We start from the raw sequence: 21,333 nt of genomic DNA, 5'->3' as shown, positions 1-21,333 counted from the left end.
ATCAGCGTTCGTTCTGGACCAGCATGCTGCTGGCCGGCACCTTCAGCACCTGGCCAACACGAATCTGGTCTGAGGAAAGATTGTTGGCGTCGCGCAGACTGGCCAGCGACACCTGGTAAATGTTGGCAATGGCAGACAGGCTGTCGCCACGTCGTACCGTATGCTCACGCGGCCCTTGCGCAAGACGACCGTCGGCCTTCATCGCGGCTACCCGGGTGCCGGGCGGAGGGTTACGGTGAAAATAGCCCTTAACCCCGGTGAAAATCGCGCGCGCCATGGACTGCTGGTGGCTTCGCGTCACCAGCTTGCGCGCCTCACCCGGGTTGGAGATAAACCCGGTCTCGACCAGGATCGACGGAATATCCGCCGACTTCAACACCATAAACCCAGCTTGCTCGACGCGGGGCTTGTGCAGACGATTGATCTGACCCACCGATGACAGCACCTGCTGGCCGACATCCAGGCTGGCCGACAAGGTGGCAGTCATCGACAGGTCCAGCAGCACGCTGGCAAGTACCTGATCCTTGTTATCCAGGCTGACGCCGCCCACCCCACCAATCAAGTCGGAGCGGTTTTCCCGGTCAGCCAGCAGACGCGCCGTTTCAGAGGTCGCACCTCGGTCCGAGAGGGCAAATACCGAAGCGCCGTTGGCACTGGGACGGGTAAAGGCGTCCGCGTGCACCGAGACAAACAGGTCGGCGTTGTGCTGGCGGGCAATCTCGGTACGCCGGCGCAGCGGAATAAAGTAGTCGCCAGTACGCACCAGCTCGGCCCGAAAACCCGGCTCGGCATCTATCAGGCGTTTCAGGTCGCGGGAGATGGCTAGCACCACGTCTTTCTCGCGGGCGCCACCATGTCCGATGGCCCCAGGGTCTTCGCCACCATGCCCGGCGTCGATGGCAACGATGATGTCCCGATCACCCGCCTCACTAGCCGAGCGCGTGGGCGTCTGAGGCAACGGCGAGGCGCTGGGCTGGGGCGGCGCAGGCAGGCTGGCGGCTTGCCGTGGCGTCTGATCAAACAAGTCGACCACCAGGCGGTCACCGTATTGCTGGTTAGGCGGCAGCACAAAACTCTTGGGGTTCACGGCCGTAGACAGGTCAAGCACGACACGCAAGTCGCCGCCATCGCGGGGCGCCGAACGCAGGCCGGTGAGCGGCGTATTATCAAGCTCCAGGCCACTGGTATTGGCCGTCAGCCGCGCATTGCTGATATCGATAACAATGCGCTCAGGATTGGACAGGGTGAAAAGGGTATGCTCGGCAGGCCCGCTGAGATCGAACACCAGGCGCGTATTATCCGGCGCGCGCCACAGGCGAACACTTTTAATGTCAGCCGCCTGCGCCCATTGCACAAACAGGCCGATCAGCAGCACTGCACTGAGCAACGTCAGCCGGCGCTTTCCCCCGGTCATGCGTATCACGCTAGCCTTCACTCCGCATTTGTTGTATCCGTTGGCAGGTCGCCTGACCCTGTGGGCCGCCGGCAGTCAGCGTCAGACGCCGCCCGCTGCCCACAGCGTCAATGGTAATCGTCAGATCAGGCCTTGGCAAAGCACCCCTACCTTTCTCAGGCCACTCCACCAGACACAGATTGTCACCGTCAAAGTAATCGCGCACCCCTAGAAACTCCAGCTCTTCCGGACTGGCCAGGCGATAAAGGTCGAAATGATATACGTTGACCGGCCCCAGCTCGTAGGGTTCCACCAGGGTATACGTTGGGCTCTTGACGGCACCGGCGTGCCCCAGCGCGCGGATAATGCCACGGCTGAGGGTGGTTTTGCCCATCCCCAGATTACCCTCCAGATACACGACACCTCGCCCCTCAAGCGCGGCGGCAATCTGCGCGCCGAGCGCAACCATGGCATCTTCACCATTGGCCAGTAATTCCAGCTTCATACCGCTCCCCGTTGATTCAAGATACTGCGTATAACCGGCGCCATCTCGCTGGCTCGCAAGCCGACCTCCCCAACCGCCTGCGCCAGCCGATCTCCGGCCAACGCATGCACCAACACAGCATAACGCGCCGCCTGCGCAGCGGGAACGCGCTGGGCCAGCAAGGCGCCAAGCAAACCCGACAACACATCCCCCATACCGCCGACCGCCATACCTGGATTACCGGCGCTGCACAGCGCTGGCAACAGCGCATCGGCCTGCGGCCCGGCGATCAACGAGCCGGCGCCCTTGAGCACCACCTGACAGCCCAGCTGTTCAACCAGTTGCCGCGCAGCGCCCAGGCGATCCTGCGACACCTCGGCGGTAGCAATTTCAAGCAACCGAGCAGCCTCTGCCGGATGCGGCGTAATCACCACCTCTGCGCCCAGCGTCGGTAAGACGGAACCTGCGGCCAACAGATTGAGCGCGTCGGCATCCAGGACCCGAGGCTTCTCAAGCGCGAGACAGGCGTCGAGACACTGCTGAGCCCACGTTGACTTGCCCAACCCAGGCCCGACCACCACCGCATCTGCCTCTAGCAACAGTGCCTGCAGCTCCGACGGCTGCGCCACCGCATGCACCATCACTTCAGGCTGCCGCGCCAGCATCGGCGCGACGTGCTCTGCCGCCGTTGCCACGCTGACCTTGCCTGCGCCAGCGTACAGCGCAGCCTCGGCGGCCAGCATGATGGCGCCGCCCATTCCCGGCCCGCCACCGACCAGCAACAGGTGACCAAAATGCCCCTTGTGCGCCGCCCGTTGCCGGGGCGGCAGGCAGTGCAGCCAACGCTCAGGCAGCAAGTGTTCCATCACCGCCGGCACCGACTCAGGTAATTGCGCCACCAGCGGCGCAAACTCCAGCCGCCCGCAGTACTCCGGCCCTTGCCCCGTTAACAGGCCCGGTTTGACACTGATAAAAGTGACGGTCGCTGTCGCACATACCGCCAGCCCCAGTGGCACGCCGCAGTCGGCATCCAGGCCGCTCGGAATATCCAGCGCCAGCACCGGATGATCAGCCTGATTCACCGCAGCAATAGCCTCTGCATACAGCGCTCGTAACTGGCCACGCAGGCCGGTGCCCAACATCGCATCAACGACTACCCCTGCAAGCTCGCTGCCTGCGCACCAGGGGGCGGCGACAATACCAGCGGCGCAAGCCTGTTGCCAGGCCAGCGCCGCATCATCGCGCAAGCGCTCCGGCGGCGACAGCGTCAGAACGCTCACCTGCCAGCCTGCCGCATGCGCCAGACGGGCCAACAGGTATCCATCCCCTGCGTTATTGCCACTACCGCACAACACCGTCATGCGTCCGCAGCGCGGCCAGCACTGCTGCACCACCGTCCAGGCAGCGTCCGCGGCACGCTGCATCAATTCAAGGCCGGACAGGCCCGATGCAATCAATGCCGCATCCAACGCGCGAGTCTGCTCACGGGAATGTAATAGCAACGGCGCAGAGGCAAGCATGGATAGGCTCCTTCAAGGTCTGGCACAATTATAGGGAAGCTTGCCAACCAGCCCCAGCCGCCATGACCTCCCAAACACCAGATTATCAACAGCTAGCCGAACAAATTCGTGAATTGGCACGTGAGTTGGGTTTTCAGCAACTGGGTATTGGCGCCGTCGATCTGGGAGAGCACGAACAGCACCTGCAGCGCTGGCTGGATGCCGGCTACCACGGTGAAATGGAATGGATGGCTAGCCACGGCAGCAAACGGACGCACCCGGACGAACTGGTGCCCGGCACCCAGCGCGTGCTGTCGGTGCGGATGGACTACCTGCCAACGGATACCGAGATGGCCAAACGCCTGGCCAATCCCGACGCGGCGTACATCTCCCGCTACGCACTGGGGCGCGACTACCACAAGCTGATTCGCCGCCGCCTGCAGCAACTGGCCGAGCGCATCGAACAGCTCATCGGCCCCTTCGGCTACCGCGCCTTTGTCGACAGCGCACCTGTCATGGAGCGCGCCCTGGCCACCCGTTCAGGACTGGGCTGGATCGGCAAAAACACCATGGTGATCAACCGCAAGGCAGGCAGCTACTTCTTTCTGGGAGAACTGTACACGGACCTGCCCCTGCCCATCGACGCCCCGCAGCAGACCGAGCATTGCGGCAAATGTACCGCCTGCCTGACAGCCTGCCCGACCGATGCCTTCGCTGGCCCACACCTGCTGGACGCACGGCGCTGCATTTCTTACCTGACCATCGAACTCAAGGGCGCCATACCCGAAGCCCTGCGCGAGCCCATGGGTAACCGAGTATTCGGCTGCGACGACTGCCAGCTAGCCTGCCCCTGGAACCGGTTTGCCAAACCCACAGGCGAGTCTGACTTCAGCCCCAGGCACAGTCTGGATCAAGCCAGTCTGGTCGGGCTGTTTCGCTGGGATGAGGCGACATTTCTCAAGCGCACCGAGGGATCGCCTATAAGGCGCATTGGTCATGAGCGCTGGCTGCGTAACCTGGCCGTAGGCCTGGGCAATGCAACCAGCAGCATCAATGTCATTGAAGCCCTGAAACAGCGCCAAACCCACCCCTCGGCGCTGGTGCGCGAGCACGTGAGCTGGGCGCTTGAGCGCCACGGCATCAGTACTTGATAAAGTGCTCGCGGTAATGCTGCAGTTCCGCGATCGAATCACGAATATCATCCATGGCCAGATGGCTGCTTTGCTTCTTGAAGCCGTTCTTGACCTCCGGCGCCCAGCGTGAGGCCAGCTCCTTCAGCGTCGAGACATCCAGATTGCGGTAGTGAAAGTACTTTTCCAGCTCGGGCATGCCGCGATACAGGAAGCGGCGATCCTGGCAAATGCTATTGCCGCACATGGGTGACTTGCCGGCCGGCACCCACTTGGCAAGAAAGTCGATGGTCTGACGCTCAGCCTCGGCCGCGCTGATCTGGCTGTCCCTGACCCGCTGGGTCAGACCCGATTGCCCATGCTGGCGGGTATTCCATTCATCCATACCGTCGAGCAGCGCGTCCGGCTGCTTGACCGCCAACGAGGGTCCCTCTGCCAGCACGTTCAGCTCGGCATCGGTCACGATAGTGGCAATTTCGATAATGACGTCGTTATCCGGATCCAGACCGGTCATCTCCAGGTCGATCCAGATCAGATTGTCGGGGTGTTGCATGGGAGCTCCTGCACAGAGGGATGGACGCGCGGGACGCGCAATGGCTGCAGTATAACTGCTAAACTGCCGCGGACTATTCAGACTCAGACCCCATGGCCAAACGACACCTCACCCGCCGCCAGAGCTGGCGCATTCAAAAAATTCAGGACGAGCGCGCCGCACGTGCCGAACGACGTGCCGAAAAGGCCGAGGAAAGCCTGGAAGGCGGCGACCTGGGGCCCGAGCAACCCGGCCTGGTCATTGCTCATTTCGGTGTGCAGGTCGATGTCGAGGCCACCAGCGGCGAGTTTGCCGGCCAGATACGCCGTTGCTACCGCCGCGCCAACCTCCCTTCGCTGGTGACTGGCGACCAGGTTGTCTGGCGCGCCGACAATCAGCAAGGCGGTGTCATCGTTGCTCAGCAACCGCGCCAGACCGAGCTGTGCCGCCCCGACCAGCGCGGCCAGCTGAAACCGGTGGCGGCCAACGTGGATCGGCTGATCATCGTATTTGCCCCGCTGCCCACGCCGTACACCAACCTGATCGACCGCTATCTGGTGGCTGCCGAACAGGCCGGCCTGGAGCCACTGCTGGTGATGAACAAGTCGGACCTTCTGGCGGCAGCCGCAGACAGCGCAGAGCTGCTGCAGTGGCTGGATGACTACAGCCGCTTGGGCTACCCAACACTGCTGTTGTCAGCCGGTGCCGGCGACGGGCTCGACCAGCTGCGCAGCAACCTGCAAGGACATACCAGTGTCTTTGTTGGTCAGTCCGGCGTGGGCAAGTCATCGCTGATCAACGCCTTGCTGCCGGGGCAGGACCTGCGCGTTGGGGCATTGTCGGAAAGCACCGGCAAGGGCACCCATACCACCACGACAGCCAGGCTGTTCCACTTCCCCGATGGCGGCGACCTGATTGACTCGCCCGGCATTCGAGAGTTTGGCCTGACACATATCAGTCACGAGGAGCTGTTGGAAGGGTTTATCGAGTTTCGTCCCTTTGTCGGCCACTGCCGCTTCCGCGACTGCCAGCATCTGCACGAGCCGGGCTGCGCCCTGCTTCAGGCCGTTGAGAACGGTGATATTTCCGCCGTGCGCATGGCTAGTTATCGGCACATTCTGTCGACGCTGGACGACGGCGCAGACAGCTACTGATTCAGCCGGCGCAACGGCTCGGCATTATCAAACAGATTCAGCCGCCGCTGCTCACCCTCGGCGGCAGGCGCTTGCGGGGCGGCCGACTCGCTGGGCTCCTCTTGCGGCAGCGCGGAGGGCGCAGGCAGCTCTGAGGTCTGCGCGGGCTGGTCGACGGCAGAGGCCTCGGCGTCCGCCCCCAGCTCCAGCGGGGCTAGCGCAGGCGCGTCGGCATCAGCGCCTTCCATTATCTGCTCTTCGGCATGGCGGTTGAGCACCACGATATCGATACGCCGATTGATCGGGCTGAGCGGATCCTCACGATTGAACAGCGCGGAGTCGGCATACCCCACCACCCGCGCCACCTGCTCCTCCGGATAACCGGCGGCCAACAGGGTGCGACGGGCGGCATTAGCGCGATCGCTGGACAGCTCCCAGTTACCGTAGCCACGGCGCCCCACATAAGGCTGGGCGTCCGTATGGCCGCTGACGCTGATCTTCTTCTTGACCTTGGCAATGGTGTCGCTCAGCGACAGCAAAATCTCTTCAAAGTAAGGCTGCAGCTGCGCGCTGCCGCTGGCAAACATCGGCCGATTCTCCGCATCGACAATCTGAATACGCAGCCCATCCTGGGTGATCTCGATCAGAATCTGGTCCTTGAAGCGCTGCAACACCGGCTCGCTGTCGATCTGGTTCTGCAACTCCTGCAGCAGCATCTCCATATCCCGACGCTCAGCCTGATCAGCCAACTCACGCGCAGTGTCTTCGCTCACCTCTTGCTGACCGGTTTCCTGCGGGGTCTGGTTCAGCGTGGCCTGCGGAGCAACTTCAGGGGACCCACCCAGGTCAATCGCCCAGGGGCTGCCTCCTTCGTTGAAACCGATCGGGTCGTTGAAGTAACCAGAAATGCTGCGCAACTGCTCGGGCGTGGCCACCGTGATCAACCACATGACCAGAAAGAACGCCATCATCGCCACAGCAAAATCGGCAAAGGCGATCTTCCACGAGCCACCATGGTGGCCATGGTCCTTGCGGGTGATCCGCTTGACGATAATAGGTTGGTTATTGTCCACCGCTTAGCGTCCCTTGACCGAGTCTTCCAGCTCGTTAAAGCTCGGACGATGCTCCGGCAACAGGGACTTGCGACCAAACTCCACCGCCAGCGCCGGCGGCAAGCCTTGTGCGCTGGCCACCAGGGTCATTTTGATCGCCTCGTAGGTGTTGGCCTCTTCATGGGCAACATGCCCCATCGCGGTGGCGAATGGCCCGACAAAGCCATAAGCCGCGAGAATACCCAAAAAGGTACCGACCAGCGCGGTAGCAACCTTCTCACCAATCTCCGCCTTCTCGGCGTCGCCAAGAATACCCATGGTGATCACGATGCCCAGTACCGCGGCCACGATACCGAAGCCCGGCAAGGCATCGGCCACCCGGGTGACCGCATGGGAGGGCTCTTGCAGCTCCTCGCTCAACGCCGAGATTTCCACGTCAAACAACGCTTCCAGCTCGTGCGGCGCCATGTTGCCCGAGGACATAATGCGCAGATAGTCGCAAATGAACTCGGTCATGTGCGTGTCTTTGAGAATCACGGGATATTTGCTAAAGATGGGACTTTCGTCCGGAGCCTCGACATCTGCCTCAATGGCCATCATGCCTTCACGGCGGCTCTTGTTCAGCACTTCGTAGAGCACGCCCAGCACGTCCAGGTAGAATGCCTTGTTGAAGCGATGACCAAACAGGATAGCGGGTCCGGCAGCCATGACCTTCTTAACTACCGCGCCACTGTTGGCGACGAGGAACGCACCCAGGGCAGCGCCACCGATGATCAGAATTTCAAAGGGGTGCCATAGCGCGGCAATGTGGCCGCCAGAGAACAAAAAGCCACCGAGCACGGCGCCGATGACCACAACAAAACCGCCAATTTTCAACATAGATCCGTGTCACCCCGAGCAAGCTTGCGCCCAAAATAGCGCAGGGCAGCAAATTGCCGCCTTTCAGGTTATAGTCGTGCAAACAGCTATTATAAAGCCGCAAAGCGCATGAGCACACACCCCAACAGCAACGCTTACACAGAGGTTATCGGCGAGCTGCGACAGAAGCTGAATGCCTGTGTGCTGCCGATTACCAGCGGCCAGCGCGACCACTTGCTCGAACAGCTTGGCAGCGACTTGCTGAGCATTACCGAACTGACCCACCAGATTATGCGCGTACCAGTGGCGGCTCTGCATATCTGCCGCCAGGCTGGGGAAGCGGCGCGCAAGCGCGATGTCGACGTGCTGACCCTGGAGCAGGCCTGCTCACTACTCGGCACCCAGCGCCTGCACACCCTGTTGCGCGAGCTGCCAGTGGTGGAGCATGACCAACTGCCGCGGCCCTACCGCCAGTTGCTCAGTATCAGCGAGCACGCTGTTGGCCAGGCGCAGGGGCTGTTTGCCAATCGCATCGCCCGGCTGTGGCAGGAGATGTCCCTGGCCAGCCTGCTGTTTCTTTCGCCGCTGTGGGCCCTCACCTACCTAAAACCACACCTGTTCGAACAGTGGGACCAGCTTAACCGCGGCGCACTGCCCGATGGCGTCACCCGCACCCAGGTTGCCGCGACAACCACTGCCGGCTTTCAACTGGTGCAGCTGGTCGCCCAGGACTGGTGGCTCCCCCCGTGGATACTGCAAGGCTATCGCTCACTGAACGATAACCGGCGCACTATGGTAAAAGCCTTGCACGTAGCCCGCGACAGCGCCCACCCGCAGGAACAACAAGCACGCCTGGACGCCGATCGTGAGCTATACCGCTGGCTGACCCAGCCAGCCAACGGCGTGCTGATCTCCAGCGGCCTGGCACTGGGCGCGCATAGCAACTGGTACACCAGCCACACCCTGCGCTGGCAGCAACTGGCCGCGCTCTACCTCAACTGCGAGGTAGCCGAAGCTCAGCGCCTGAGCCACAAGAACGCCGTTGACAATGCTCGACTGCAGTATCAGCACAACACCGCAGATTTACGCCTGCCAGCCGCCACGCTGCCGTGGACCGAACAGCCGGCCGCCATTGAACAACTATCTGCCACGCTGCCACTGCAGGGCGCTGCGCCCAAGCAACCCGCCCCCAGTCGTGCCCAACCGGCGCACTGGCGCAGCTTGTGCCTGCAACTCAGGACAACGCCGTCGCCCTTTACACAGTTGGGTGACGTCATTGGCTGTGCCCAGCAAGCCTTGCAGAATGGTCTTGGCGCAGAACATAGCTGGATAGCGCTGGTACATGCCGCCAGCGGACAATTGGTGGTGCGCAGCAGTGCCGGATTCCCTCCCGAGCTCTTCGCACCGGGTAGCCGGGTTGGCCCCGGCAAGGAAAGCGCCTGGCTGCGCTGGCTGAACTCAGCCCCCTGCCACAGCGTCAGTGCCGGTCACCTGCAATTCAATCAGCTACCAGCAGCGCTGCAGCGTCACCCCTATACCAAGGCATTCCATCTCGCACCGGTGACACACAACCAGCAACTGCTGGCACTGATCTTCGTCTCTGGCGAGCAGGGCAGCCCATTGAGCGAGCAGCACCAGCTGGCACTGGTGAAGACCGCGCAGTGTCTGCACAAGGCGCTGGTAGAATTCAAGCGGCGCGTCTGATTGACCAGGCCTTGTGGCGAGCCACAACTGGCTCTAGCATTCACCCTTTTCCGGCCAGGACACCCAGGAGACTTATGCCATGGCTCAAGCCACCTTGCCGCTACTGATCGAACCACGCGATCTGGCGCTGCCGATTGACGCCCGCAGCACCCGCCTGGTTGATCTGTGCAGCACCGACCAGTACCTGGCCGGCCACATCCCCGGGGCCGTGCACCTGACACCGTCACGCACCACATCCCCCGCCCCTCGCCCTGGCCCACTGCCCGGTTTTGCCGAGCTGCAGGCCATCTTTTCAGAACTCGGTCATCATGAAGACCTGCACTACATTGTCTATGACGACGAGGGCGGCGGCTGGGCCGGGCGCTTTATCTGGATGCTCGACTGCATCGGTCATCGCCACTACAGCTATATCAATGGCGGCCTCAAAGCCTGGATCGAGGACGGCCTGGCACTGGAAACCGCACCCAATCAGGTCGAAACCAGCGTGCCGCAACTGCGCATCGACAACAGCCACACGATCACCCTGAGCAGCTTGCTGGCCGACCTGCGCAACCCCGACCGGGTCATCTGGGACGCGCGCTCACCGCAGGAATACCGTGGCGAGAAGGTGGTTGCCAGCAAGGGCGGACACATACCGGGCGCCATCAACTTCGAGTGGACCGCGGGCATGGACCCGGCCCGCGGGCTGCGCCTGCATGCCGACCTGGCCGAGCAACTGCAGCAACTGGGCATCGTGCCAGACAAGGAAGTAGTCACCCACTGCCAGACCCATCACCGCTCGGGCTTTACTTACCTGGCGGCCAAAATCCTCGGTTATCCGCGCGTCAAGGCCTACGCCGGCTCGTGGTCCGAGTGGGGTAACCACCCCGACACCCCTGTTGAATCCTGAGGAAAGCGCATGTCAGACCGTCTGTTCATCCTGTTTCAGTACCTGTTGCCGCACCACCTGCTGTCCCGCGCAGCGGGCTGGCTGGCCAACTGCCGCTGGAACTGGGTCAAGAACCCCTTTATCAGTTGGTTCGTCAAACGCTACGACGTGGATATGAGCCAGGCACTAGAAGAAAACCCCACGGCCTACGCCAGCTTCAATGACTTCTTTACCCGCGCCCTGAAACCCGACGCCCGCCCGCTGGACGATAGCCCCGGCGCCATTCTCTGCCCCGCTGACGGCGCCATCAGCCAGCTCGGCAAGATCGAGCACGGCCGCATCTTCCAGGCCAAGGGTCACAGCTTCAGCGTACAGGAGCTGCTGGGCGGCGATGCACAGCAGGCGCAAGCCTTCCAGGGCGGCGAATTCGCCACCGTGTACCTGTCGCCGCGCGACTACCATCGCGTGCACATGCCGCTCGGCGGCACGCTGAAAGACATGATCTACGTGCCGGGCAAGCTGTTTTCGGTCAACCAGTTGACGGCCGAGAACGTGCCCGAGCTGTTCGCCCGCAACGAGCGGGTGGTCTGCCTGTTTGATACCGAAGCCGGTCCAATGGCAGTGGTGCTGGTTGGCGCCATGATCGTTGCATCAGTCGAGACCGTCTGGGCCGGCCTGGTCGCACCACCCAGCCGCCAGCTGCGCAGCACCCGTTACGGCGACGCCGCGCCCCAACTGGACAAGGGCGCCGAGATGGGCCGCTTCAAGCTAGGGTCAACCGCCATCGTACTGTTCGGACCGGACGCAGCACGCTGGAGCGACACCCTGAAAGCAGGCGACACGGTCAGTATGGGTCAGAAAATGGGTACGCTCGGCGGCGCCTGATCAGGCCCGCTCGGCATCAAAGGCAATCACCTCGGCAATCGTGCTGGCGCCCAGCGCCAGCATCACCAAACGATCAACCCCCAGCGCCACCCCGGCGCACGACGGCAACCCCGCCTGCAGCGCCGCAACCAGCGGAAAGTCGATGGGCAACGCTGCCACACCCAACGCCTCACGCTGCTGCTGGTCAGCCTCAAATCGGCGCAGCTGCTCATCGGCGTCGGTCAGCTCAAAATAGCCGTTCGCCAGCTCCATACCCTGCACAAACAGTTCGAAGCGCGCCGCTGCCGGCACCCGGTCATCGCCCTCAACGATCTGCGCCAACGCCGCCTGCGAGGCCGGAAAGGCATACACCATGGTGGGCGCCTGCAATGCCGGCTCAACGCATTCGGCAAACAGCAGGTTGAGGTAACCGTCGCGGCTCAGTTCGCCAGCAAAACCGCAACGCAACGCTGCCAGCGCCTGCAGGTCGGCATCGGAGCAGCTGTGCACATCCAGCCCGGTATGCTCGGCAAAGGCTTCGGCATAGGTGATGCGGCGCGCCGGTGCACTTTGCAGTACCGCGCAGACCAAAGCGTCGACTTCATCCATTAACTCATGGTGATCAAAGCCGGGGCGGTACCATTCCAGCATGCTGAATTCGGGGTTGTGTCTGCGCCCCACCTCGCCATTACGGTAGACCTTGCACAGCTGCCAGATCGGGCCACTGCCGGCCGCCAATAAGCGCTTCATCGGGTACTCCGGTGACGTGTGCAGATACAGCGTCGCAGCCTGCCCCCCCCCCTCCGGCACAAAGTCAGTAGCAAACGGATGCAGGAATGGATCGCTCACGGCGGCGTGGGACAGGCTCGGCGTCTCGACTTCCAGCACATCACGCACGGCAAAGAAGCGCCGAATCTGGTTGATGATGCCCGCACGCTGGCGCAGGGCATCGATAGTCGCACAGGGTTGCCACTCTCGGTTCATGTTGCCTACCTCGATTTACAGACACAAAAAACCGGGGACGAGCCCCGGTTTCTTCAACAGCCAAAACCCGTTACGCGCGACCAACGTACTCGCTGGAACGGGTATCCACCTTCAGCACGTCGCCGGTGTTGATAAACAGCGGCACCTTGACCACAGCGCCGGTGACCAGCTTGGCGGGCTTGTTACCGCCGCCAGAGGTATCGCCACGCACACCCGGGTCGGTCTCAACCACTTCCAGCTCCACGAAGTTCGGCGGCGTCACGGCGATCGGCGCACCGTTGAACAGGGTCACGGTGTAAACAACCTGCTCTTTCATCCAGTTCATGCAGTCGCCAACGGCTTTTTCGTCCGCGCCGTACTGCTCAAAGGAGCCATCGGTGGCCATGAAGTGCCAGAACTCACCGTCGGTGTAGAGGTATTCCATTTCGCGATCCATCACGTCAGCGCCTTCCAGGCTGTCGCCCGACTTGAAGGTACGCTCGTTGACGCGACCGGTTTTCAGGTTGCGGACTTTAACGCGGTTAAACGCCTGCCCTTTGCCCGGCTTGACGTATTCGTTCTCGAGGATCGAGCACGGATCACCGTCCAGCATCACCTTAAGACCCGGTTTGAATTCGTTGGTAGAATAGTTGGCCATACAAGTTCCCACTTTCAGTTAAACGGATGATCCGAAGCGCGCCGCACCACCTAGCTGCGGGGCATTCAGTCGGACACCCTGATACCCATGCGCGGAAAAACGCCAATGATACATGCTTCTGCGGTGCGTGTTGAGCCTGCCAGCTGGCAAAATCTGCTCGCCTCCAGCATCACCGACCCACGCGTCTTGCTCCAGCGCCTGCAGCTTGACCCCGCGTTGCTCGAGGGCAGCCTGGCTGCTGCGCGCGACTTTGCCCTGCGTGTACCCGAGCCATACCTCTCGCGCATGCGCCCCGGCGACGTGAACGACCCGCTATTGCGCCAGGTGCTGCCACTTGGCATCGAACTGGACGAACAACCGGGCTACGTTACCGATCCGCTGGGCGAACAGCACAGCAACGCTCGCCCCGGGATTATCCACAAATATCACGGCCGCCTGCTGCTGGTGGTCACGGCTGGCTGCGCCGTCAATTGCCGGTACTGCTTTCGCCGCCACTTCCCCTACCAGGACAACAGCCTCAGCACCGCCGAATGGGATGCCGCACTGGACTACATTCGCCAGGACGACAGCATCAGCGAAGTCATCTACAGCGGCGGAGACCCCCTGGCCGCCAACGACCGCCGTCTGGCCTGGCTGACCCGAGAAATTGCCGCCATCCCCCACGTGCGCCGGCTACGCGTTCACACGCGCCTGCCCATCGTGATTCCGCAGCGCATCACCCCCGAGCTGATCGACGCCCTCTGCGGCACACGCCTACCTGTGACCATGGTCTGGCACTGCAACCATGCCGCCGAACTGGACGACCTGACCCGTGATGCGGCCAGCCGGCTACGCCAGGCCGGCGTCACCCTGCTGAATCAGGCGGTGCTGCTGCAGGGCGTCAACGACACTCTGACGGCACAGATAGCCCTAAGTGAAGCACTAGGCGACAGTGGCGTATTGCCCTATTATCTGCATTTGCTCGACCGCGTCCGCGGGGCCAGCCACTTTTTGGTGACCGACCAGCAAGCTCGGGAACTAGTCGGCCGGATGCTGACGAGGCTGCCTGGCTATCTGGTACCCCGACTGGTACGTGAAACCGCAGGCGAACCCGCCAAGGTTCCGATCAGCGTCACCTTGGTACGCGAGCAATGAAAAACATCATAGGATTCGGCAGTAACGCATGGCAGATTACGACTCGGCCTCTGCACTTAGCCAGTTGAGAACTAAGCTGCTACAGTGTTTTCACAGAAGACATGACCCTTCAAGCGCCACGGATGAGCAGCGCAACGTCGCTGCCGGGGCTCAGCCGCAAACGCACGTATTGGATACGACTGTTATGGATAGCACAACGCAAAAAATGCACTTGCGCATACCTCAACAAACGCTCAGCAACCTGAGCTTCGCCGAGGGTACGGAGAAGGGGATCACCCAGTGGCTGGCCAACCTACCGAAGGCCAACATTGGCGAAACCGCCCGCCAGCTGTATCAGGGACTGATCGAGCTGAACCAGTACGACGTTGCTCCCGACCGCCGCCTGGCCATGCTCGAACGCATCCGCCCGGAAGTACACTACGTCTGCTCCGCGCTGTCCAAGTACTACCTCGGTCAGTCCATCGTGCTGGAAGACAAACCGCGCAAGGTTGCCAACCTGTCCCAGTCCCTGCAGAACCACCTGGCCAACGGCTACAAGATCGTGGTGGCACAGGAACGCAGCATCAAGTCGCGCGACCACGCCAACTTGATGACTCTCGCGCTGCAACGCTCCATTCGCGGCCTGTGCGGCCCGCTTTTGCGCGCCTTCCAGCTGTACTGCCCGGTCGCCGACGGCATCTGGCTGGAGCTGCACCAGCTCTATCAGATGGCGCGCAAGCGCAAGCTGCACCAGACCCCGGTAAACGATAGCGAAAGCGCCAACAAACAGCCCCTGAGCATCGAACAATGCTATCTGGTTGCCCTGCTGATGGGCTCCGCACGTCCCAATCAAATGCGCCAGAGCGCCATGGGTCGACTCTTTGCGACTCTCGAGGACTGGAGCAGGCACGCCGACCTGGTTGACCCGGATGACAGCAAGGCGCTGTTCATCATCAACCCCGACATGGACTGCCCGCCGCGTTACAAATCACTGATTCGCGGAGAAAGCCTGGATAGCAGCCTCGGCCTGGATACCCGCCACCTGGTCAGCGACATCAAGAACTTCATGCTCGAAGGCAACGACTATCGAGGCGACCTGAAGATCCCCGGCACACTGGGCGTTGAACTGCTGCAACACCTCAGTCAATCCTGGGGCGATCTGGCCGAACGCACCTTCAACCGCATCCCAAGCCAAGGGCAATTGCGGGTCAGCATCGGCATGAGCGCCACCCACTACCGCATTGCCGGCAAAGCCTTCGCACGTATCATCGACGCCACCGATCAAGAGCTCAACCCCTTTTCAGATGTTGCCCAACGCGCCAAGCAAGGCGGCTGGAGCGGGGCCTTTGACGGCGGACAGTCGGTTGAATGGAGCGGTGGCAACATTGAACAGATCAACTACAGCAGCCAGGGTGAGGAGAGCGAAGAGGAAGGTGATGACGCCTACCCCATCCACAGCCTGCCCATTGTCAATCACAGCCCCGGCGGCTTCTGTCTGACCTGGCCCAAAGACGTACCCAAACAGCTGCAGGCAGGCGAGCTGCTCGGCGTCCAGGAGGCCAACGAACAAGACTGGAGCCTGGCCGTGGTGCGCTGGATTCGACAAGTGCGCGGCGGCGGCACACAGATGGGTATCGAGCTGATTGCGCCGCACTGCACGCCCTGCGCCGCCAAACTGATTCGAAAAACCGGCGAACCAAGCCAATACCTGCGCGCCTTGCTGCTGCCGGAGGTGACCGCCATTGACCGGCCAGCCACCATTATCACGCCGCGCCTGCCATTCCAGGTCAACAGCAAGATCAGCATCCTGCAGGGCGGCTCGGCAGAGCGCGCTCACCTCACCAGTCGGGTGACTGCAACGGGCAGCTTCAGCCAGTTTGAGTACCACCTGATCGAGCAGCCCAAGGAAGAGAAGAATCAATCTGAGACAGACGGCGCATCTTTGACAGTCAGCACCGAGGATGACTTTGACTCACTCTGGAAGTCTCTGTAGATTCAGTGCTCTGACACAGCACAAGGCTGCGCGCCCGCGCAGCCGGACTTGCCCGGAATATCATGGCCAACGAAAAACAAGCCATAAGGCTACTGATCCTCGACGACTCACAAAACAACGCCGAGCGTCTGGTCAGCCTGCTACGCAACGCAGGTCACGCCACCCGCGCCCACCGCATCACCTCGGTTGAAGACCTGCAGGAGTGTCTGCAGCAAAACTGGGATATCTGTCTCGCCCAGCCAGAAACCAGTTTCATGAGTGCCGAAGACGCTGCGCTACTCATCAAGCGCCAGTCCAGAGACATCCCGTTCATTCTGCTTAAACCCCAGGCTGACATGGAGATGCGCGTCGAAGCGCTACGCAGCGGCATGGCCGACGCCCTCCCCCAGGACGCCGACAACCTGCTTACCCTGGTGGTCGGCCGTGAGCTGATCAACCTCGACGCACGCCGCCAACGACGCATCGCCGAGCAGAATCTGCGTGAGACCGAGAAACGCTGCCAACTGCTACTGGACAGCTCGGTTGACGCTATCGCTTATGTGCATGACGGTATGCACATCTATGCCAACCGCGCCTACAGCGAACTGTTTGGCTACGAAGACGCCGACGACCTGGCCGCCGAACCGATGGTGGGGTTGATTGACAGTGCTGATCAGGCGAACTTCAAAGACTTCCTGCGTCACTACGATAGCCAGGGCGGTCAAAACGAAATGCGCTGCAAAGCGGTGGATAGCAGCGGCAAGGGTTTCCCAGTCCGCCTGAGCTTCTCGCCAGCCAGCTACGATGGCGAACCCTGCACGCAGGTGGTCATACGCGCCGAAACCGCGAGCGCCGAATTTGAAGAAAAACTCAAGGTAATGGCCAGCCGGGATCTGGTCACCGGCATGTTCAATCGCAACTACTTTCTGGAACAGTTGGACAGCGTGCGCGATCAGGCGGTGCGCCAAGGTTTGTTCAGCACGCTGGTGTACCTCGGCATCGACGGTTTCAGCAGCCTGCAGGCCGACATCGGCATCGGTGCCGCGGACCTGCTGCTGACAGACCTTGCACAACTGCTGCGCGGTCATTTCAGCGAAGATACGCTGATGGCCCGGTTTGCAGATGATGCCTGCAGCATTTTGATCGAGGGCAAGGAGCCCGTCACAGCACTACCCCAGCTGGAAGAATTGCGTGCGAAGCTGGAGTCGCACCTGTTCGAAACCAACGGACGCACGGTACGCATCACCGTGAGCATGGGCGTCGCCGCGATCAGCGAGACCAGTGCCAACCCAAGCGAAGCGGTCGATCGAGCCCACCGCCTGGCCGACCAGCTAAGCACCGCCGGCGGCAACGCCATCAAGGCTTTCGACCCTCTGGAAGAGCTGGCCATGCAGGCCAATCGCGGCGACCTGATTGCACTGATTCGCCATACGCTGGAAACCAACGCCTTCCGCATGCAGTTTCAGCCGATCATCAGCCTGCGCGGCGATGACACCGAAAACTACGAAACCTTTCTGCGCCTGCTCAACAGTGAAGGCGAGGAAGTACCCAGCACCGAGTTTCTGCCGGCGGCAATGGAAGCAGGGCTGGCCTTGGATATTGACCGCTGGCTGATCACTCAGGCAGTAAAGCTGCTGAGCAACCACCGTAGCAAAGGCGCCGAAACCCATCTGCTGCTAAACCTGAGTGCAGCAAGCCTGCAGTCGCCGGACATGGTGCGGTGGATCGCCGACACCTTGCGCGACGCCAGACTGCCCAGCGACGCCATCATCTTCCAATTCAACGACGCCGACATCAATACCTACCTCAAACAAGCCAAGGTACACACCGATGCCCTGCGCCAGATGCATTGCCGTGTGTCGATAAGCCATTTCGGCGGGGCACTAAACCCTTATGCCTCGCTGAAGCACGTGCAAGCCGACTTCATCAAGATTGATGGCTCGTTCACCCGGGATCTGTCCAGCGCTACAGCGGTGGAAACGCTAAAGGAAATGGTCAGCAGCCTGCACAACCAGGGCAAATTGACCATCGTGCCCTACGTGGATAGCGCCACTATGATGCCAACCCTGTGGCAGGCCGGCGTCAACTATATCCAGGGGTCCTACCTGCAGGCCCCAAGCGACGCCATGAACTACGACTTCAGCGCTGAATAATCAGCGCTGCTCTAGGAAAACGCTGATCAAGCGCCATCGCGGTCACGAAAGCCCAGCAGATACAAGATACCGTCCAGCCCCAGGGTCGAAATCGCCTGCTTGGCGGACTGTTTGACCAGCGGTTTAGCGCGGAACGCCACACCCAGCCCGGCAATCGACAGCATAGGCAGATCATTGGCGCCGTCGCCAACGGCGATGGTCTGTTCCAGGCTGATCCCCTCCTGCTGGGCCAGTTGACGCAGCAGCTCGGCCTTGCGCTGACCGTCTACAATCGGTTCCTGAACCTCACCGGTTACCAGACCATTCTCAACCGGCAAGGCGTTGGCGTAGACGTAGTCGATACCCAGACGCTGTTGCAGGCGCTCAGCAAAGTAGCTGAAGCCGCCTGACAAAATCGCCGTCTTGTAGCCAAGACGTCTCAGCTGGGCTATCAGGGTTTCTGCGCCCTCGGTCAGGCGCAGCGATTCGGCAATGCTGTCGAGCGTTGAGATCGGTAGCCCCTTGAGCAACGCCATGCGCTCACGAAAGCTGGCACGAAAATCCAGCTCGCCACGCATTGCTCGCTCGGTGATTTCCGCCACCGCCTCGCCCACGCCCGCCGCTTTTGCCAGCTCGTCGATCACCTCGGCGTCGATCAGCGTCGAGTCCATATCGAACACCACCAGCCGGCGATTGCGACGGAACAGGCTGTCCTGCTGGAAAGCGATATCGACGCTCAACTCCTGGGCGATAGCCAAAAACTCAGCACGCAGCGCCGCTGGGTCAGCCGGTTCGCCGCGCACCGAAAACTCAATGCAGCCCTTGCCCTGATCCTCGGGCAAGCCTTCCGGGATACGACCTGACAGGCGATCGATGTGGTCGATATTCAGGCCATAGCGCGCGGTGATTTCACTGACCCTGGCGATGTGCTCGGCGGTAATGCGACGGGCCAGCAGGGTAACGATATGCCGCGCCTTGCCCTGCCCTTCCACCCAACGGCTGTACTCCTCGGCGCTGACCGGCGTGAAGCGCACCTGCTGATCCAACTCGTAACCACGAAAGAGCACGTCCTTGAGCACATCGGAGCTGCCCTGTCCGGCCGGCATCTCGACCAGAATCCCGAAAGACAGGGTGTCATGAATCACCGCTTGGCCAATATCCAGGATATTGACCTGCGCCTTGGCCAGCAGGCCGGTGATGGCGGCGGTCAGCCCCGGACGATCGGGACCGGTGATGTTGATCAGGACGATTTCCTTCAAGGCAGGCACTCCGGCAGACAGAACTGGCCGCTATTCTACCTGCATTTGGCAAACAGCTCACAGATCAGCCTTTTTCCCGTTTTCGTGAATAGCTATACTCGCCCAACGCGCCGCCGCCCAGTCACCTCCAGGGTGCCGCCTCCGCAACCAGTCGAGTCTTGCCTTGAGCCGCCCAACTACGCCCCCCGACAATCTATTTCTCCGCTGCTACGCCAATCTGCGACGCCGCTCCCTGACATTGGCCGGTGCATTGCCGTTGATGGTGCTTGGCCCCATGTTGCTGATGCTGATACTGCTGCTTTGGCTTGGCAAATTTCAGCTGAGCCAGGACATAGCCCAGCAGGCCGACCGTGCCGGCAGTGCGCTGGCCCGGCAAATTTCCGCCTCGGTGGCAGAGCCGCTGGCAGCTGAGGACCGCCTGAGCCTGAATATGCTGTTGGCTCAATGGGCACAGAATCCGATGATTGCCCACGTCAGCCTTTACTCCCCCAGCAACCGGCTGTTGGCCGAAGCGGGCAGCGAGCCGTCACGCCAACTCCGCGCGCCCGGCCAGGGGCGTTACCCGGCCGCCGTGCACCTGCAGGATCAACTGGCTGGACAAGTACAGCTGACACTCAGCGCGGCGCCCTTTGCCCAACCGGCGCAGCAACTGCTCGAACGGCTGATCTGGGGCCTGGTGCTGATTGGCGGTCTCGGCGGGCTGCTGGCGTGGCATCGCGGCCGCGAGCTGTCACGTCAACTGAGTGCACTGGCCGAGTGGGACACTTCTCCCAACTACCCGGCTCCCGGCTATCGTCGTCGCGATGAGCTCGGAGAACTCTCACGCGCCATGCTGGCGCACCGGGGCCTTCTGCCCGAGCCTGAGCCAGAGCCAGTTCCAGCGCCGTTGGCTGAACCCGCGTACATCAACGTCGCGGACAGCGCCACAGCAGCAGATCCGAGCCCAGACACTGCAGCCGTCGACGAAACGCCGACAGAAACACCTAATGCGGCAGCAGCCAACCCCAGCGACAGCGACAGCGCCGAGACAGAGCAAGACCCGCAAGACGAGGCCGCTCCCTCGGAGGCGGTCACAGACGCTACAGCAGATGAAGAACCTGCGCCCAGTCTGGCTCGCCAGGCCATGCTGGCGGTCCGCCTGGGTAACCAGGAAGCCCTGCGCCGGCTCCCGCGCGAGCGTTTGATGACGCTGCTTGAGCGTTATCGCCAACAGGTTCAACGCGCCTGCCAGCTGTACGGCGGCGAGCAGCACACGCTGTTCGACGGCACCAGCGTGCTGCTGTTCAGGGACAATCCGGAGGCTGGGGGCGCGGAGCTCAAACACGGCCTGTGCTGCGGTGAACTATTGCGCGTGCTGGGGCATGACCTGCAGATCGAGATTGCCGACACCGGCACCGCGTTGCACCTGCAACTGGCGCTCGGTCACGCGGCTGGTCTGGCCGGACTGGATGAGAAGGCTCTGGGTGAACACCCGGCCTGTCAGCAGGTGCTGGAGCAGTTGCAACACAGCCGCAACCTGTTGCTGGTCCACGCGGAGCTCGCTGCCAGTGAGCCACTCCGTCAGTGCGCCTCGACTCGGCGCCTTGCCAGCCAACCCGGCACCTTCTGTATCGAGCGCCTGCTGGAGCCGTATCAGTCGCTGCTCGAGCGCCAGCTTAGCTCCCTGTACAACCAGCGTCAGGCCTGAGCCTGCGCTGGTTGTACAGCACACACCGATCA

18 protein-coding genes are annotated in these 21,333 nt (G+C 61.8%); 9 read left to right on the top strand and 9 right to left on the bottom strand.

Annotation, left to right across the window (positions count from 1 at the left end; translation table 11 throughout):
* Position 1: 1 nt before the first annotated feature.
* From HV822_RS13955 to HV822_RS13945, 3 genes are read right to left on the bottom strand one after another with little or no spacing between them, the layout of a single operon-like run.
* Positions 2–1,414 (bottom strand): N-acetylmuramoyl-L-alanine amidase, encoded by a 1,413-nt coding sequence (locus HV822_RS13955; RefSeq protein WP_238870767.1) that lies wholly within the window; start codon positions 1,412–1,414, stop codon positions 2–4.
* Between the two features lie 10 nt (positions 1,415–1,424).
* Positions 1,425–1,898 (bottom strand): tRNA (adenosine(37)-N6)-threonylcarbamoyltransferase complex ATPase subunit type 1 TsaE, encoded by a 474-nt coding sequence (tsaE, locus tag HV822_RS13950; RefSeq protein WP_238870766.1) that lies wholly within the window; start codon positions 1,896–1,898, stop codon positions 1,425–1,427.
* Positions 1,895–3,397, bottom strand: coding sequence for an NAD(P)H-hydrate dehydratase (locus HV822_RS13945; RefSeq protein ID WP_238870765.1), 1,503 nt, complete (start codon positions 3,395–3,397; stop codon positions 1,895–1,897). Before HV822_RS13945 ends, tsaE begins: the two co-directional genes overlap by 4 nt.
* 62 nt (positions 3,398–3,459) lie before the next feature.
* Between HV822_RS13945 and queG the strand changes: the two genes are divergently transcribed.
* Entirely contained in the window at positions 3,460–4,527 is a 1,068-nt protein-coding gene (gene queG / locus HV822_RS13940; RefSeq protein WP_238870764.1) for a tRNA epoxyqueuosine(34) reductase QueG, read from the top strand.
* On the opposite strand, the gene orn is transcribed toward queG, so the two are convergent.
* Positions 4,517–5,059 (bottom strand): oligoribonuclease, encoded by a 543-nt coding sequence (orn, locus tag HV822_RS13935; protein WP_238870763.1) that lies wholly within the window; start codon positions 5,057–5,059, stop codon positions 4,517–4,519. The two genes, queG and orn, sit on opposite strands and share 11 nt — an antisense overlap.
* A 92-nt stretch (positions 5,060–5,151) precedes the next feature.
* Between orn and rsgA the strand changes: the two genes are divergently transcribed.
* Positions 5,152–6,192, top strand: a complete 1,041-nt coding sequence (rsgA, locus tag HV822_RS13930) for a small ribosomal subunit biogenesis GTPase RsgA (RefSeq protein ID WP_238870762.1) — start codon at positions 5,152–5,154, stop codon at positions 6,190–6,192.
* Here the strand turns inward: rsgA and motB are convergent.
* Both motB and motA read right to left on the bottom strand, forming a co-directional pair.
* Positions 6,186–7,244 carry a flagellar motor protein MotB gene (motB, locus tag HV822_RS13925; protein ID WP_238870761.1) on the bottom strand — a complete coding sequence of 353 codons (1,059 nt, stop codon included), beginning with the start codon at positions 7,242–7,244 and terminating at the stop codon, positions 6,186–6,188. The genes rsgA and motB overlap by 7 nt on opposite strands.
* A gap of 3 nt (positions 7,245–7,247) precedes the next feature.
* Positions 7,248–8,102, bottom strand: coding sequence for a flagellar motor stator protein MotA (gene motA / locus HV822_RS13920; RefSeq protein WP_238870760.1), 855 nt, complete (start codon positions 8,100–8,102; stop codon positions 7,248–7,250).
* A gap of 108 nt (positions 8,103–8,210) precedes the next feature.
* On the opposite strand from motA, the gene HV822_RS13915 reads away from it, so the two are divergent.
* The 3 genes from HV822_RS13915 (at position 8,211) to asd (ending at position 11,538) form a co-directional block, all read left to right on the top strand.
* A complete protein-coding gene (locus HV822_RS13915) occupies positions 8,211–9,785 on the top strand; it encodes a hypothetical protein (protein WP_238870759.1) in 1,575 nt (524 codons plus the stop codon).
* Positions 9,786–9,864: 79 nt separating this feature from the next.
* The gene (locus HV822_RS13910; RefSeq protein ID WP_238870758.1) at positions 9,865–10,674 is read left to right on the top strand and encodes a rhodanese-like domain-containing protein; all 810 of its coding nucleotides are present in this window, start codon (positions 9,865–9,867) and stop codon (positions 10,672–10,674) included.
* A gap of 9 nt (positions 10,675–10,683) precedes the next feature.
* Positions 10,684–11,538 (top strand): archaetidylserine decarboxylase, encoded by an 855-nt coding sequence (asd, locus tag HV822_RS13905; RefSeq protein WP_238870757.1) that lies wholly within the window; start codon positions 10,684–10,686, stop codon positions 11,536–11,538.
* Here asd and epmA read toward each other — a convergent pair whose 3' ends face one another.
* Positions 11,539–12,501, bottom strand: coding sequence for an elongation factor P--(R)-beta-lysine ligase (gene epmA / locus HV822_RS13900; RefSeq protein ID WP_238870756.1), 963 nt, complete (start codon positions 12,499–12,501; stop codon positions 11,539–11,541). It abuts the gene before it with no gap.
* A gap of 70 nt (positions 12,502–12,571) precedes the next feature.
* Complete coding sequence (gene efp, locus HV822_RS13895) at positions 12,572–13,138, bottom strand: elongation factor P (RefSeq protein WP_083725482.1); 567 nt, start codon at positions 13,136–13,138, stop codon at positions 12,572–12,574.
* 105 nt (positions 13,139–13,243) lie between these two features.
* On the opposite strand from efp, the gene epmB reads away from it, so the two are divergent.
* The 3 genes from epmB to HV822_RS13880 all read left to right on the top strand — a co-directional run bounded on the left by epmB (position 13,244) and on the right by HV822_RS13880 (position 18,376).
* A complete protein-coding gene (gene epmB / locus HV822_RS13890) occupies positions 13,244–14,272 on the top strand; it encodes an EF-P beta-lysylation protein EpmB (protein WP_238870755.1) in 1,029 nt (342 codons plus the stop codon).
* Between the two features lie 184 nt (positions 14,273–14,456).
* Complete coding sequence (locus HV822_RS13885; protein WP_238870754.1) at positions 14,457–16,244, top strand: molecular chaperone; 1,788 nt, start codon at positions 14,457–14,459, stop codon at positions 16,242–16,244.
* Positions 16,245–16,306: 62 nt separating this feature from the next.
* Positions 16,307–18,376, top strand: a complete 2,070-nt coding sequence (locus HV822_RS13880) for an EAL domain-containing response regulator (RefSeq protein ID WP_238870753.1) — start codon at positions 16,307–16,309, stop codon at positions 18,374–18,376.
* 26 nt (positions 18,377–18,402) lie between these two features.
* Here HV822_RS13880 and serB read toward each other — a convergent pair whose 3' ends face one another.
* Complete coding sequence (gene serB / locus HV822_RS13875) at positions 18,403–19,614, bottom strand: phosphoserine phosphatase SerB (protein WP_238870752.1); 1,212 nt, start codon at positions 19,612–19,614, stop codon at positions 18,403–18,405.
* A gap of 163 nt (positions 19,615–19,777) precedes the next feature.
* Here serB and HV822_RS13870 point away from each other — a divergent pair, with 163 nt between their 5' ends.
* Positions 19,778–21,301, top strand: coding sequence for a histidine kinase (locus tag HV822_RS13870; RefSeq protein ID WP_238870751.1), 1,524 nt, complete (start codon positions 19,778–19,780; stop codon positions 21,299–21,301).
* The last annotated feature ends 32 nt before the right edge of the window (positions 21,302–21,333 follow it).

Origin of the sequence: Halopseudomonas maritima (assembly GCF_021545785.1) — a bacterium.
GTDB classification, from domain to species: Bacteria; Pseudomonadota; Gammaproteobacteria; order Pseudomonadales; family Pseudomonadaceae; genus Halopseudomonas; species Halopseudomonas maritima.
The sequence above is the reverse complement of the archived record's forward strand: the minus strand, read 5'-3'. Positions and strand labels throughout refer to the sequence as shown.

Bases quoted from the DNA above. Each gene is read 5' to 3' on its own strand.
- HV822_RS13955 (WP_238870767.1), bottom strand. From the start codon at position 1,414: ATGACCGGGGGAAAGCGCCGGCTGACGTTGCTCAGTGCAGTGCTGCTG.
- tsaE (WP_238870766.1), bottom strand. From the start codon at position 1,898: ATGAAGCTGGAATTACTGGCCAATGGTGAAGATGCCATGGTTGCGCTC.
- HV822_RS13945 (WP_238870765.1), bottom strand. From the start codon at position 3,397: ATGCTTGCCTCTGCGCCGTTGCTATTACATTCCCGTGAGCAGACTCGC.
- queG (WP_238870764.1), top strand. From the start codon at position 3,460: ATGACCTCCCAAACACCAGATTATCAACAGCTAGCCGAACAAATTCGT.
- orn (WP_238870763.1), bottom strand. From the start codon at position 5,059: ATGCAACACCCCGACAATCTGATCTGGATCGACCTGGAGATGACCGGT.
- rsgA (WP_238870762.1), top strand. From the start codon at position 5,152: ATGGCCAAACGACACCTCACCCGCCGCCAGAGCTGGCGCATTCAAAAA.
- motA (WP_238870760.1), bottom strand. From the start codon at position 8,102: ATGTTGAAAATTGGCGGTTTTGTTGTGGTCATCGGCGCCGTGCTCGGT.
- HV822_RS13915 (WP_238870759.1), top strand. From the start codon at position 8,211: ATGAGCACACACCCCAACAGCAACGCTTACACAGAGGTTATCGGCGAG.
- HV822_RS13910 (WP_238870758.1), top strand. From the start codon at position 9,865: ATGGCTCAAGCCACCTTGCCGCTACTGATCGAACCACGCGATCTGGCG.
- asd (WP_238870757.1), top strand. From the start codon at position 10,684: ATGTCAGACCGTCTGTTCATCCTGTTTCAGTACCTGTTGCCGCACCAC.
- epmA (WP_238870756.1), bottom strand. From the start codon at position 12,501: ATGAACCGAGAGTGGCAACCCTGTGCGACTATCGATGCCCTGCGCCAG.
- efp (WP_083725482.1), bottom strand. From the start codon at position 13,138: ATGGCCAACTATTCTACCAACGAATTCAAACCGGGTCTTAAGGTGATG.
- epmB (WP_238870755.1), top strand. From the start codon at position 13,244: ATGATACATGCTTCTGCGGTGCGTGTTGAGCCTGCCAGCTGGCAAAAT.
- HV822_RS13885 (WP_238870754.1), top strand. From the start codon at position 14,457: ATGGATAGCACAACGCAAAAAATGCACTTGCGCATACCTCAACAAACG.
- HV822_RS13880 (WP_238870753.1), top strand. From the start codon at position 16,307: ATGGCCAACGAAAAACAAGCCATAAGGCTACTGATCCTCGACGACTCA.